Genomic DNA, 13,337 nt, shown 5'->3' on the forward strand with positions numbered 1-13,337 from the left:
TAGATAAAACGTAGATTCAGTGGAGAAATCGTTGTGTTTACACCACCAGCAGATGATGTGAAACCTATTCCCGTTCCTGATGAGATTTACACTCAGTGCATTACGGATGCCGCCCGCTACTTCGGAATTGATGCTGAACTGGTTTTTACGTTGTTTGACAATGAAGGCGGTAAGGTTGGTACTTTCAGCAGGAATACTAACGGCACTTATGATATTGGCCCAATGCAGATCAACTCATCCAATCTACCTGAAATAAAAAAGCATTTCCCGACGGTAACGTGGCGGGTTCTGGCTTACGATGCTTGCGCAAGTTTCTGGGTTGGAACATGGTGGCTCTATAGAAAAATTGTTGATCGCAAGGGCAATGTGTTTGAAGGGATTGCAGATTACAACAGCAAAACCCCAAAGGTACGTGCAAAGTACATATTTAACTTCATGGTAAAGTACAATCGCCGGATCCAGCAGCGTAACGGGATGGGTGAGCTTTATCAATGGACCCAGCAACCTCCTCGATACAATGGCCATATAGCTAAAAATGTCCCGGAGCAAAACCCGACTCCTGTTGTTAAATAAATACAACCCGATATTACAGAAGATCATCGAGTGGCTTGGGTAAACCACCACAAATATTTCACACTGACTCAGGAGTAATATATTGTCTTCTTCTGCAAGAAATTTATTTAAGATTCTCTCTTCTTTCTTGATCCAGAAAAACCCTCATCATGAAGAAGTATGTGTTCATGAAGAAACAACAGCTGGTTTATGGGCCCCTCTCCCTGATTCGCATGTCGTGCTTTTCTTAGATTTCGATGGGGTTTGCCACAGGTGTAAAAATGAAACCTTTGAGCGAATGCCACTGTTAGAGAAATTGCTGGATAACTGCCCTGCCATGGTGATTGTTATCTCCAGCTCATGGCGTGAGTGCGCTAATACAAGTTATCTGAAATCTCTGTTCCGGGTGCCTTATAGAGACAAAATCATAGGTGCAACCGGTTCGGTATATTTAAAACACGGACAGACTGGTGTGCGGGCTGCCGAGTGTGAGGACTTTGTCTTTTCACATCGAGTTAAAGCATTTATCTGCCTTGATGACGACGAATCATTATTTCCGGCCGGTTATCCGCATTTGCACAAAACCGATTATTACACGGGCCTCACCGAATCTGACCTTGCAGCTCTTAACGCAAGGTACCATCAGCTCATGGGACGCTGATGAACAAAGTAACTTTCCTTTTACCCTGTCACTGCTGATCTCGTACGCCCATCCACTTTAGGATTGATTGTTTTATACCATACGCAATAATGTCTCATATGAATTCGACAAGAAAGGGACATTATGCTGCATCACTGTCAGGCTAAGTCACTGGATGACATATACCTTGAGGATATTCCCCACATCATACATCCGGCCACGGCGGTACATGACCTCGAAGATACCGCCCTGCCAAACCGGATTATTCAGGAATGGAATTTACCGCAGGGATATACACAGTTTGTCAGCCGGTATCACCAGTTCCACCATCAACGCCCCTGGCTCGCTTACCGCGATACGCTTGACGACATCAGATACGGTAAGATCGTTCTGCTTAGAAAAGACATAACCGGCAATGCCGGGCCGGGGGTTATATCAAATGGCAACCTACGCAATGACCTGCCCCTGTCCCTCTTTACCCGTCTGCGCGATATCATCTCTCGTCAGTTGAAACGCCCGGGGTATTACGTTCGATCAACGACACCAGCACAGCACGCCCAATCAACAAAAACCATTAATTCCAAAGCGGCTGGTCGTCTTCTCGCAGCTGGCGGGCTTTATAATGGAAATGTGGAGGGATTTCGACATACGGCTGAACAACTTGGCGGCGAAGCTGTTGAAGGCTATGACCAGGTATTGAACGAAACAACTTCAGGTATGCTGGTTGCAGCGGCTTCACTTCTGGTTATCCGAAATCCAAGGTCTGCGGATGAATTGACAAGTTATCTCGGCAAGTACAAAAAAGCACACGTTTTGCTCGATGATATGAATGTTAGCGAATTGAACTACATGCGCCGAGACAGAGCTGAATATTTAGCTCTCCGTGGACAATTCAACAATACTGTACGCCCTAACTTCCTTAAATCACTTTCAGACCACCCAGATGCCCTGGCTACGTTTGAACCTAACGATTTGATGAAACTTGCAACAGGCAAGGTCCCCTCTGGGTGGCAGGTTCACCACAAGATCCCTCTTGATGATGGTGGCACAAACGCTATAGACAACCTGGTACTTATTCAGAATTCACCATACCATTCAGCACTGTCGAAAGCACAATCCATCATTACGAAGGATCTACCGTATAATTCAAGCACCAAAGTTCTATGGCCATCGCCGAACGGTGTTATCTACCCGGTAGGAAAGTAAGAGGCGCTCATGAAAGATTTAACTCAACTACTCAGCAGCTTAAAGAGGTTGATGGTTGCAGATCACTACCCTTTAGCCAGCCCGGTAGCCCCGGAAGTCTTGAAAGACTTAATCTGCAATCCGCCTCCAGTGGAGTGGGCAGATCACAAAAAGAGCGCCTATATAGATATACAGAAACTCATTAAAACCAGGCTTGATTATGCCCAAGTGTTTAATGCTATGGATGGTTTTGAGTACAACGGACTTACGTTTTATAACCTTGTTCAGGCAGAGAACGAAAATCTATTGTGGTCAAATATTTACATACGCAACTTTGAAGCACGAGACAATGAAATCTACGTTGACCCAAATCTCACTGATAAGGTGTTAATCGGAGAAGATGGCATGTCACTTTTCGCTTATAGTTTTGCAGACGACTGCTTTCAGATAAGAGACAAAGCATCTACTGATTATGTTATTGAATCTCATACAGAGTTTGATAGATTTTTGTCTTCACTGATTCAAACCGTCAGTTGAATGTTCCGCAAGAGCGGTACTTCTGAAAAAAAGGCCGCAAACACATACTTTGCGGCCTTAATTGTTTAGCAGTAATTTACAATCTATTGATAGTCATTTCAGGAGGTTATATTCAACCTCCCTTATTTTTTATTTTCATTAAGCCACTGATCCGCTTTATCGACACGTGACTGGTAAGGCTCATTTGTGTTGCTCAGCTCTGACTTCATGTACTGAATGAATTCATCTGCTTTCTGAGGCCCAAAGCGTGGGTCATCCGTCAATTGCTGCCGGATAGCCCTTTCAGAGTTCTGCGCTGCATTCGCATAAGTCGAAACGCCGTCGCTGCTAATACTCTGATACCGGTCACTTACAGCTGCGACGCCATCAGACATCTGCATGTGATTAAGGACTTTACCCTGGAGAGAATCAGGCATATTTGCAGGGTTAGAGGCATCATTTGCTATCGATGTCTGGGTTTGAAGGATGCCCGCTCCCGTAAGCATCTCATTTACCGGTTTCGCCCCAACGCTGGTTAGCGTATCCGAAACAAATTGCTGGCCCCCGAGTAGCGCACCAGAAATCGCGCCCCGCTCAGTGTTGGCCTCTATCTTTTCCCCAACCAAGCGATCTGTGACGGTCTGAGTGCGGTTACCAACGAGACCACCGCCCGACCCACCTTCTCCCAGGTTTGCCCGTACGACTGACTCAAGTGAACCATCAGCTCTGTTATGAGTGTTGAAACTGCTATGGATGCTCTTAACGTCATTCATACTCCAGTTAACGTTATAGTTACCCAGTTCATTAAGGATCTTCTGGGTATCCGCTTTGAGCTGCTCTCTTTCGGCACCGGTAGCCATGGTGCTGGCACCATAGGTAAAGACAGCTTGCTGTGCCAATTCAGCTCGCTTATCGTCCCGGCTTAAGTTCGGGTTGTTGGCAACACGACTAAAGTAGTTATCAGTGTTATTAGATAAGCCACGAACTTGCCCGCTCTGATACATACTGTTCAAAGCAGTGGCTCGTTGATCCATTCCATCACCAACCACCCGACCTCCAACCTTTTCCAGATCGTTAAATGTGCCTTCTGCATTTCTGACATCCTGACCCGAATTGACGACTTTCTCTACACCCTGATTATTCAGTACAGGTCCATTCTTTTCGAGAGAATTAAGCACATTCCTTTCTTCATCAGAATAAGTGCGGCCCACGTTGTTGTTATGTATTCCCTGAATATCGCCTTTGCCCGCGTTATCAAGGTTATACGGAGTAAAGCCAGCTTCACTTTTTCCAGGGACATGCTGTGTCGCGTCCTGAGCGTTGGAGGAAAGACCGAGTTTAGCCTGCGAATCTACACTTCCACCCAGTTCCCCTACGCGTGACGCACTCATCACGCCAGACGTATTTACGCTGTCAGGAGTTCTATCCTGTGCCTGAGTGATAGTATTAATTCCTGACCCGTCACCTGAAATTCTGTCGAGCTGATTGGTGATAGGTAGCAGCTGCTGTGCATTACCACCGAAGTCGGAAACCAGACTTTTAAGCAGGCTGGAGGTTTCACGGAGATCCTGTTTATTACTTTCGGCCGTCTCTCCCCGGGCGGTATCAATCGCAATTTTTTGCTCACTGAAATCTCGGGTTGCAGCCACAAGCGCGTCAGTACGTTGAAGCTGCGATCCAAGCTGATTACTGGCCTTGAAGGTATCGTTATAGGAGTTGAATTTCTCCATAAACGCATTCTCATCCAGCCCATTCTTACGAGCAAAATTCCTTACATCATCATCACTGAAGTTTTTGTTGCGAATAGAATCGGAGAACCTGTCCAGGTTAATGCTTTGTTTAGAATCAAGGCTCATTCCACTATTGGAGCTTGCGTTAGTCGAAACCGATGTAGAAATATTTTGCGCCATCGTCTGTGTCGCCTGGTTCATTTTCGACGATGCTTCTTTAAACGCATTAGTATTGGATATCTGATCGCTGCTTACCTGAGACGCCGCTTTACTGAACTGGTCAGTTAACGCAGAATCCTGGCTAAGCTGATTCGTGATTGCTTTTGAAAGGTCATTTGAAAGCGAGTCACTGCCTGTATTGGTCTTAGATGCACCGCTACTCAATTGCCCTGCTACAGCCGCTTTCAGCCCGGCTCCATTGCCAGTTCCAACACCTCCATTAAGCCCAGCGTTGAGAATAACATTTGAAGCAATGCTGGCCATCTGAGACGCACTCACCCCATGTTTCGTTGCAATACCTTCTGCTACAGAGGCACCAATCTTATCCGAGATCTGCTTCATTGTTTGCAGGTTGGTTGAGAACTGCTGGCTCGACTGTCCTGACCTTCCAATTTCGCTCATCTGACTGTAACCAGCCTGGAATGAATTACTTGCCGCACTCATAACTGATGAGGTTACAGCTGATCCTTGTCCCTGGCTGTTAGCGATACTTGAACCAGCATTCCACATTCCAAGACGGAAATTACTTGAATCAACTGCGCCGCCATCGCTGTATCCCTGACCGGTACTGGTTAAGGCGGTTCGTGTCACGTCACCAAATGAAGATTTACCGCTGTTAGGGCCATCCCATACTTTGGGCGTTACATGACCAGTATCCACCGGCGCATCGGGGGTCACTCCCTTAACCGCATTCATCATCGGGTGAATCGACTGTGTCATCAGGAATAATGTGAGTACCGGAATCAGAGCATAGAGGGCGGAAGCAACAGACAGGTATGAACTGTATGTTTCCGCAAGCCCTGGGAGTCCCATCCACGTGACGGCATTATTCTGGCTGTTGAGGGTGCTCCAGGTATCCAAGTCGGCCGTCGCGACTTTCTTCACATACGCGTTGACCATTACTGCCGTAAGCGGCCACATATTCACGAAGAGGATAAGTTGCAAATATTTCGCCGCAGCGGCAACACCATTACCACCTAACGCCAGCAGCATAAGCAAAGCAAATGGAGCAACCATATAAGCAAACATTTCAAGGAATGCGATTGCTGCTCCCGACAGTTGTAACCACAACTGGCCCTGTGAAGCCATTGTGTTGGTTCGCTTCAGAGAAGCCTCAAACAACTGCATATCGGAAGCCAGACCGAGTGGGGTCTTATATTTGCTTGCGCCATTTCTGAGCTCATTCATAATGAACAGGTTCAGGGTGGCGTCATACGAACCAATAGCCTTACCGTACATACCATTTGCTGACGCCATAACATCAGTAAAGCTTGCGCCGGTAGGTGCACCATTTGCTTCGTCTGGAGTAAGGATGCCGTTTGTCTGTCCTATAAGGGAAATAGTCTGGCGAGCTTCAGCTGTACTGGTAACCTGTTTCACAGTTGACCAGACCTCATCACACGTACCAGATTTTGAACCGTTAGCGCCAACAATACTGGCAGAGGCATTCTTCAGTGCGCCTTTCATCGCCTGATTAATCCGGTCCATGCTATCTGCCAGATTAGCTGAGAAAATATCGTTAAAAATAGTTTCTTTACCGGCAATATTTGCGCTTGAGTTTTGGGTAGCCTTCAGGCAGTTGTATGCAAGAGACTGAACGGTAGCACATACGTTCATTGGCCCTAGCCCGCTGGCCGGTTCAGGAAATGCGGAACAGTAGCCCTGGCTATCGCCGCCCCATTGCAAAAACTTCACGAATCGGATCATCGGACCGAGGGTGATGTCATCGTCCAGAGTTGTTGCAGACAGGTCCACCGGAGAAAGCGGATCAAACGCTGTTTTATAATCCTTCAGCAAACCCTGGCTTAAGTTAGTGGTGACGGTTGCCATCGCAGCAATAAAAATTGGAATTCCGTCGACGTTTCTGACCTCTCCCGACTTTACAGATTCAATAGTTACATCCACTCGAACCATTGCCATCATGAAAAGGATCAACCCCAAAAACCAGGAGAAAAACGGTAATTCATTTTTGGTCGGAGCCTGAAGCCATAGCCACGTTTTATAGAATAGGCTCACACCTGCTACAACGGCGGCCGTGGTCAGGAACTCTTTTACACCAGTATATTGAGAAAAGATCAGGGCAATACCGGTAAAAGCCGACCAGACAAAATCAATATCACCCAGGGTATATATGTTGTAATCCATGTCAGACCTCAGTTACGTGTGCCACGAATACTTTCAGTGAAAGCCTTCCGTTGCAGGCGACGGTTATCCCAGGTTGAAATGACGTCCGAGCTGGTACCGACCTGGCTGTGCGATAGCTCATAGGCGGCTTTAACCTGTTTTGAGAGATTGTCTGTTAATCGGTTGAGATCATCCCTTTTACCCGACAGCGACTCACTCGGTATGCTCATGGTTGAAATTTTGGCCTCAACCTGGCGCAACATGTTGATTACGAGGCTCGTCGCAGCAATAGTGCTGATGTCCTGAATGTATGCGTACCCTTCCGGTGCTTCGAATGTTTGCAAAGAGTCGATAATGGTCGGGATGCCGATATAGGAGATAATGCGTAATTCATCATCTGAAACACGAACGTCGTTGATGATTTTTTTCTGTACGTTTAAAAGAAGATCAGAAATGGTATCCTTCAATCCCTTAAAACCACCGTCATTAACTTCTGACATGACAAGGCACTGAGCCTTTCGTGGGGATGATGGATCTGGTGCCGGAGAACACTTGAGCATTTTAATTGATCCGCCAGCTGGTGGCCCCATGATGTAATCCGTGACAGTCATGGTAGACGGGCGGACTTCCATTCCCGCTTTTTCGCCTTTGCTATCCCAGTTGATAATGACAGTACCTACGAGAGACATAAGTTGTTCTGCCAGTTTATAACCGGATAACTCCGTTACCCCTCCGATGTTCATCGTTCCCTTATCAATATCCATGAACGACATATAGAAGAGGTTACCACTGAATTTTTCAGCGAACTCTTCGGGATCCTTTGCTTTAACCTGAGAAGTGACAGCTTCAGGTGACTTTGTCATCGATGAGCCAAAATCAGGAATAAGACCATTAATCGATCCCAGAATTGAGGCTGGTCCAGAGCTAACTGAGTTAGCGAACTGGCTTGGCGTACCCACGTTTTCAGAAAGGAAAGAGTAAGTTGCATTGCATGAATCTTTCGCAAATTTATTTAGCGCTTGCAGTTTGTTTTGGATGTCATTAATCGTTGCAGCACAGTCAGCACAAATAGCTGAAACAGCAACGTTAAAAGCATAGATAGCCGCACCCTGGGCAATACCACGGGCCACCTGCACAAGCTGGTCCCCGTTGATCATGCTGAAGGACCCAAGAAAAACGTCAATACCGTTACAACCGACAGAAGCTTTTGGAAACGACATGGAAACAAGGTTGGTATTAACGTTTGTTGTTCGGTAAGACATTGACCCGCCAACTATGCCTGTACGGGTTGCTGTGGAAAAGGTGGCCGGGCTGGTAGACGTCATCATGCCATTGAAAATGTTACGCATTGCGTTGTCTGCATTTGCAGTCGGGGCTAAAATTGCAGCACAAACAGAAAGAGACAAAAGTAACTTTTTGAAGTTGAAAACGGCATTACTGCGCATAAGTGCCTCCAAAACTGCCGCCAGCATTGAGATAATTGACCGGATCGGCCGTAGGCATGTCATAGCCTTCGAGTTTTTGGTCCATTATTTTTTGAAGTAGGAATGGGTCTGATTCCATTTCGGATTTATTAACGGTAATAACGCCATCATCGCCGATGGTATATTGCCTTTTAATATCTAGAGTTGACTGGAACGAAGCGTCATCGATCAGATTCATGCCCTTCGCGGCAAGTATAATAGTGTTCTTTAATTCATCAGCGGAGATCATGCCTTCACTAATGCGCTGAGCTGATGTCCCATCCTTTGAAACCAGGAAAATTGTAGGTACCTCTCGAATTTTAAATTGATCAATAATTTGTGCGTTGGGGATGTTAAAATCCTGAAAAAGGCCATTATGCAATGGCCTTCCATCCATACTGATTGGAAGAATATCTACCGAATAATAGTTCTGCATAAATTGAAGTATTTGGCTTTCTTCGTGGCAAAACTGGCAAGTACTCTGGAAAAAGAAAAATAAACCTGACTTAGTAAAGATATCTTTCATTACCGTTTGCTGATTTTTTTCAACAACAGTGCGGTGAGCATCCAGTGCCACCTTTTCCACTGGTTGCCTGCGTTTTTCAGACATCATCGGGTTTTTAAGAAAATAATCTTTTGATTTGTCAGAAAAACGCGTACTGATATCCAGCATTAACCTTTGCGCCGTGTAATAACGTGATAGATTTTCTGCGGTAGGGTTATCCATTGCCTGCGTTAACAGTCGAGGCATATTCTCTTTTAGCCATTTTGAATTTAAATCTACCATTTCCTCTTTTGAAGGCGAGCTAGCAGCACCGGTTGGTGGCAAAACCTCTTCTTCTTCAGCTTCGCTTTTTTTAGCAGGATCGTCATACCAGAAGAAACCCTTCTTATAAGCCTGGCCAGATACAAAGGGCGTATCTTTTATTAGGGGTTGCTCAGGGCTGGCGTGGGCACCAGTAATTACCAAAGACATAAGCAAAACCATCTTTGAAGGCGCTAATGCAATACGAGTCATAGACCGTTCTCCTTTTCTGATGCGGTTATGATGGCATACAAAAAAAAGGTTAGAGCTCGTATAGCATGGTCGTTTTTATGTTGAAAAGGACGGAAAAGGAGTGCTGACTAAGAAGATAGTCTCGGTGATGGAAAGATCATCCATCTTGCACGTTGTCAAAAATCCGGTGTAACAAAAACATGGTTTTATCGAATATCTAAAAGCAAATATTGCTTTGAAAACAGGTGTATTTAGAGCTGAAAAAAATCATCACAAGTAATGCTGTTTCTATATTTCAAAAAAGGAATAGCTAAGGATCAAAGAAGCGAACTTAGACAAGAATATAAAATATATTAATTGAAAGCGATTAAGAAGTCGTCATGCATAGAAGGTTTTGAGAACCTAAGTAGTTTTACGTTTTCAACAGAAAAAAAGGTGCACATTTTTGGAACGAAGAAAAACTGAATAAAGAAAAATCAAATTATATCTTTACTTGTCAAGAGTTGATATTTAAGTTGTAACTAATATTTGATTGTAAAGCAAACAACAGAATTTGACTTAAGTCAATATTTAGATTCAGACAAGGCAAGTTTCGCGATATCTTTTTTAAATTTAATCTAATTCTTCTTGAGAATACCTCTCTATGGCTGAAGCAGTTGAAGATAATCTGCAACGTGGACAATGAGCATCATTTGTCACTGGCACAATGTATGGGCGTTTACATTTTTCGCAGGCACCTAGTTCTTCAATTTCTTTCATAGAAGTAAGGATTTCTATTATTTTATTAACTTCCGGTGCGCATACAAAGTATCCCAGATTATGAAGGACACTCATTATTCGGTTGAAGTCAATTTGCCGAAAACTCGCTTCCGGATTTATTGGATCAAAACCAAAATAGTTAACTGCGACATCAATAACAGCAGAAAAGGCTCGGCGGTTATCTGTGCGTTTGCTCCAGCCCCGGATACCTTTTTTGAGTTTTGTTTTTGCACCAGGCTCAAAATCGATATTTTCAGCAACATGATTACCGTACAAAATTCGTATTGTATTTTTATTTGCCCCAAGCGACATAGTTCTTGCTGCTCGCAATAGAGCATTAGCTTTTGTTTGATCGACCTTTGCCATATCAATAATCCTTTAACATAACTTTATTTGTTAAAGTGTTGAACACATCCTGACGGTGACTGGTGAACATAGTGTCATAACGTAATAGTTCCATCAAATCATCACTAACTTTTCCTAACCGGATGTCAGCAGACAATTCATAAGCCCAGGCAAAAACTTTCGTTTTAAGTGAAACACTCTCTTCAATATGCCCTTGTGAGAAAGCAATTGTACGTGGGAAAAGAACGACATCGTTAATTGTTTTTAACGATGAATAACCAATGTCTTTAATAGCATCAGCTGTAGTTGGTTTTAAACCAAAGAAAATACTTACAAACTCTGGTGCGAGCATTGAGATAAAGAACACCTGCATAAAGTAGTCATTCTGTATATCAACACATTTAGAACGCAACTCATGAATCTTCTTGGGATTATAGATATCCACTGTACCATTCAGAAAAGTCACTTTTTCACCGGCATCGTAAATACCATAGTCAATATCATTTGTATCATATTCACGAATTACATTGGAATCACCGTCCAAGACCGCAGAAAAAAACCTCTCCCATGTAATTTCCTTTCCGAGTGTACGCGGAACCAAAAAACTACCTGGACGTGTTTCCACTTCAAAAGCTAAATCAGCGGCTGTACTAAATCCTTTCCCAAATAGGCGACGCTGGAGAAGAGGAGTCCCAGTTTGATATGCAGAAGATCCATGCACAGGCAATAACATTAAAAATGCACGGTAACTACGAATAAGCGAAATCTCAGTGCGGAAAAGTTTACCGAGTAAGCTACGAGTTAAATTATCAGATTCTGACATGTGCTGATTGTCCTTGCGCCATTACAATTGTTCAAATCTTCAACATGGATTTTTTGTTAGGTGTTCGGTAGGGTGAAAAGTAACTTTTAGTATTTTCTTAAGGCTTGAATAAGCCTTAAATCTATCCCTTCAACCACACCGCTTACTTGTAACACTTTTTAACCAAACTAACCAGAATTTTATCAAAAATTCCTGCGCATGCTAACGAAATGTGAAGCGATTAAAAAAAAACCTAAATCCAGCCCCTCCCAACGTTGGATTAGAATAACGACGTCTTTCACTGACCGTCATAAACTGACATTTTTACTTTTCATCAACCTCATGCTTACATAGGATCACTAAACAAAGAAAAGTGACCCTATGAATGCCTCACATAGGGTCACTTATGTTTGAAAAGTGACCCTATGTAATGTCGTCATAGGGTCACTTTTTATAAAAGTGTCACTATGGACAAAGTTCCATAGGGTCATTTTTTTTGGAAAAGTGGCACTAGATATATGTATAACTTTAATAGAGCAATGCACATTATCAAAAGCAATAATCCACAATGGTCATTCTGTCAAAAGTAACTTTAGGGGGTAGCGATGGAAGTGAGGCTAAACTCGCTGTTACTGTTTCTGAAGGCCCCTCCCGAATGGGGGAAACAGCGAGTGCATTACATCTGTTCAATTCCCTCATCAAAGAGCATTCAAAAATCTTCTGTTCGTGAAAAAAAACGGAAATTTCCTCCGGTATAGTAATTTCACATCAGGAGGCGTCATGAGTAATTCAAATCTTATAAGTTCTATAGAGCTAACACGTAAAAATTTACGTGCTCAGATTGAAGGTTTGCGTGTTGAGGCTGAAGATCTCATTACAAAATACTGGATCAAGTGGAAGGAACGAAACCACCAAGAGATTAACCTTACCCGACATAGCAAAGTTCCAAAGAGGGAGTACCTGGGTTCTTACGCACCAAAAGTTGAGCTAATTGGTAATGCCAGAAAAGTAACGATCACTTGGCATCAGTTCAGCCCTTATAAAACAAGAGCGCCTAGCCACATGTCAAAACGGGTGCAACCAATGAAAAGTGGAAAATATTCTAAGAACTGTTTTGTAAACCATGCCAGCTGGGAATACGAAATGATTTCTGAAACGGAAGCATTGCTGGAGCCTTACAGAGAAATGCTTGAGCTCTATCATTCAGCATATATCGAACTTGGACGAAAAATCCGTCAATACTCAAAAACTAAGGTGGCACAATGAACGACGCAATTATCACGGACAATGAGCGTATTAACATTGAACCAAAAGATGTAATGGTAAAAGGTTCAAATAAAAAGCAAGGCGTAAACGCTCAAACTTCTACTCAACGTAGACCAGAGCACCAGGGTATGGCCAAAGTTATTATTAACCCCGGCACCCCAGACTTTAACCGGTTTTTAACTGCCAGAAATGGAGCAGTCATCAGAGGTTTTGATGATGTGAGTATCGCTATTTCCTCTCTCTTTAAAACGGTTGATGCAGTTAAACATCCTGACCTTGTTCAGGCTATTCAGGATTGGTTCAACGAGCTGCATGAAGAAAACAATAAGATGAAAGAAAATCTTGTTGCTTATATTAAGTCAATTGAGTTCGACAAGAATGACTCATTCATGTCATCAACTCAGTTTGTACCTTTCAGTTTTGAACCAGTACAACTCAACTTCAATAACCACAACACCATGAGGTTTTACAAGTACATCTTCGAGATGAACCAGCTCATGAACACAATGTATGAGTACAACTCATTGGGTTTACTGGCTGTAAGCGACTATCCGGTTATGTCTCACAACATTATAAAGAGTATTAATTTATATGTTGAGAATGTGAAAAAGACTCTGAATGTTTCTCGCCGTAAGGATGGGCCATACAGTCCAGCAGAGTTCATCACCAAAGTAATGCAATATAAAAGTGTGCAGGCATACATTGCAGCCGAACTGTCAGGCAAACGTCGATAAGGTAT

11 protein-coding genes are annotated in these 13,337 nt (G+C 43.6%); 6 read left to right on the top strand and 5 right to left on the bottom strand.

Features of this window, described 5'->3' with window-relative positions; genetic code table 11:
- The first annotated feature begins 33 nt into the window (after positions 1-33).
- From ACQG2Q_RS21145 to ACQG2Q_RS21160, 4 genes are all read left to right on the top strand, one after another.
- Positions 34-573: a lytic transglycosylase domain-containing protein gene (locus ACQG2Q_RS21145; protein WP_000494968.1), complete on the top strand. Its 540-nt coding sequence runs from the start codon at positions 34-36 to the stop codon at positions 571-573.
- An 82-nt stretch (positions 574-655) separates the two neighbouring features.
- Positions 656-1,213 (top strand): HAD domain-containing protein, encoded by a 558-nt coding sequence (locus tag ACQG2Q_RS21150; protein WP_001371950.1) that lies wholly within the window; start codon positions 656-658, stop codon positions 1,211-1,213.
- Positions 1,214-1,336: 123 nt separating this feature from the next.
- A complete protein-coding gene (locus tag ACQG2Q_RS21155; RefSeq protein WP_000902297.1) occupies positions 1,337-2,398 on the top strand; it encodes an HNH endonuclease signature motif containing protein in 1,062 nt (353 codons plus the stop codon).
- A gap of 9 nt (positions 2,399-2,407) precedes the next feature.
- Positions 2,408-2,914, top strand: coding sequence for a YrhA family protein (locus tag ACQG2Q_RS21160; protein ID WP_000654195.1), 507 nt, complete (start codon positions 2,408-2,410; stop codon positions 2,912-2,914).
- A 122-nt stretch (positions 2,915-3,036) separates the two neighbouring features.
- Here ACQG2Q_RS21160 and ACQG2Q_RS21165 read toward each other — a convergent pair whose 3' ends face one another.
- From ACQG2Q_RS21165 to ACQG2Q_RS21185, 5 genes are all read right to left on the bottom strand, one after another.
- Positions 3,037-6,987 (bottom strand): conjugal transfer protein TraG N-terminal domain-containing protein, encoded by a 3,951-nt coding sequence (locus ACQG2Q_RS21165; protein WP_000386160.1) that lies wholly within the window; start codon positions 6,985-6,987, stop codon positions 3,037-3,039.
- Between the two features lie 8 nt (positions 6,988-6,995).
- Positions 6,996-8,411: an IncHI-type conjugal transfer protein TrhH gene (trhH, locus tag ACQG2Q_RS21170; RefSeq protein ID WP_001257292.1), complete on the bottom strand. Its 1,416-nt coding sequence runs from the start codon at positions 8,409-8,411 to the stop codon at positions 6,996-6,998.
- A complete protein-coding gene (locus tag ACQG2Q_RS21175) occupies positions 8,401-9,447 on the bottom strand; it encodes a thioredoxin family protein (RefSeq protein WP_000196727.1) in 1,047 nt (348 codons plus the stop codon). Before ACQG2Q_RS21175 ends, trhH begins: the two co-directional genes overlap by 11 nt.
- Positions 9,448-10,038: 591 nt before the next feature.
- On the bottom strand, positions 10,039-10,551 hold the full coding sequence (locus tag ACQG2Q_RS21180; protein ID WP_001140952.1) for a hypothetical protein: 513 nt from the start codon (positions 10,549-10,551) through the stop codon (positions 10,039-10,041).
- 1 nt (position 10,552) lies between these two features.
- On the bottom strand, positions 10,553-11,353 hold the full coding sequence (locus ACQG2Q_RS21185; protein ID WP_000004208.1) for a hypothetical protein: 801 nt from the start codon (positions 11,351-11,353) through the stop codon (positions 10,553-10,555).
- A gap of 759 nt (positions 11,354-12,112) precedes the next feature.
- Here ACQG2Q_RS21185 and mobI point away from each other — a divergent pair.
- Positions 12,113-12,598: a conjugative transfer protein MobI(A/C) gene (mobI, locus tag ACQG2Q_RS21190; protein ID WP_000071885.1), complete on the top strand. Its 486-nt coding sequence runs from the start codon at positions 12,113-12,115 to the stop codon at positions 12,596-12,598.
- Complete coding sequence (locus ACQG2Q_RS21195) at positions 12,595-13,332, top strand: hypothetical protein (protein WP_000995978.1); 738 nt, start codon at positions 12,595-12,597, stop codon at positions 13,330-13,332. The genes mobI and ACQG2Q_RS21195 overlap by 4 nt, the downstream gene beginning before the upstream one ends.
- Positions 13,333-13,337: the final 5 nt, after the last annotated feature.

Source organism: Enterobacter cloacae complex sp. 370H10, assembly GCF_050031535.1.
Lineage (GTDB): Bacteria > Pseudomonadota > Gammaproteobacteria > Enterobacterales > Enterobacteriaceae > Enterobacter > Enterobacter intestinihominis.

Coding starts and splice junctions, on each gene's coding strand:
- ACQG2Q_RS21175 (WP_000196727.1), bottom strand. CDS start 9,447: ATGACTCGTATTGCATTAGCGCCTTCAAAGATGGTTTTGCTTATGTCT.
- trhH (WP_001257292.1), bottom strand. CDS start 8,411: ATGCGCAGTAATGCCGTTTTCAACTTCAAAAAGTTACTTTTGTCTCTT.
- ACQG2Q_RS21165 (WP_000386160.1), bottom strand. CDS start 6,987: ATGGATTACAACATATATACCCTGGGTGATATTGATTTTGTCTGGTCG.
- mobI (WP_000071885.1), top strand. CDS start 12,113: ATGAGTAATTCAAATCTTATAAGTTCTATAGAGCTAACACGTAAAAAT.
- ACQG2Q_RS21180 (WP_001140952.1), bottom strand. CDS start 10,551: ATGGCAAAGGTCGATCAAACAAAAGCTAATGCTCTATTGCGAGCAGCA.
- ACQG2Q_RS21185 (WP_000004208.1), bottom strand. CDS start 11,353: ATGTCAGAATCTGATAATTTAACTCGTAGCTTACTCGGTAAACTTTTC.
- ACQG2Q_RS21155 (WP_000902297.1), top strand. CDS start 1,337: ATGCTGCATCACTGTCAGGCTAAGTCACTGGATGACATATACCTTGAG.
- ACQG2Q_RS21195 (WP_000995978.1), top strand. CDS start 12,595: ATGAACGACGCAATTATCACGGACAATGAGCGTATTAACATTGAACCA.
- ACQG2Q_RS21160 (WP_000654195.1), top strand. CDS start 2,408: ATGAAAGATTTAACTCAACTACTCAGCAGCTTAAAGAGGTTGATGGTT.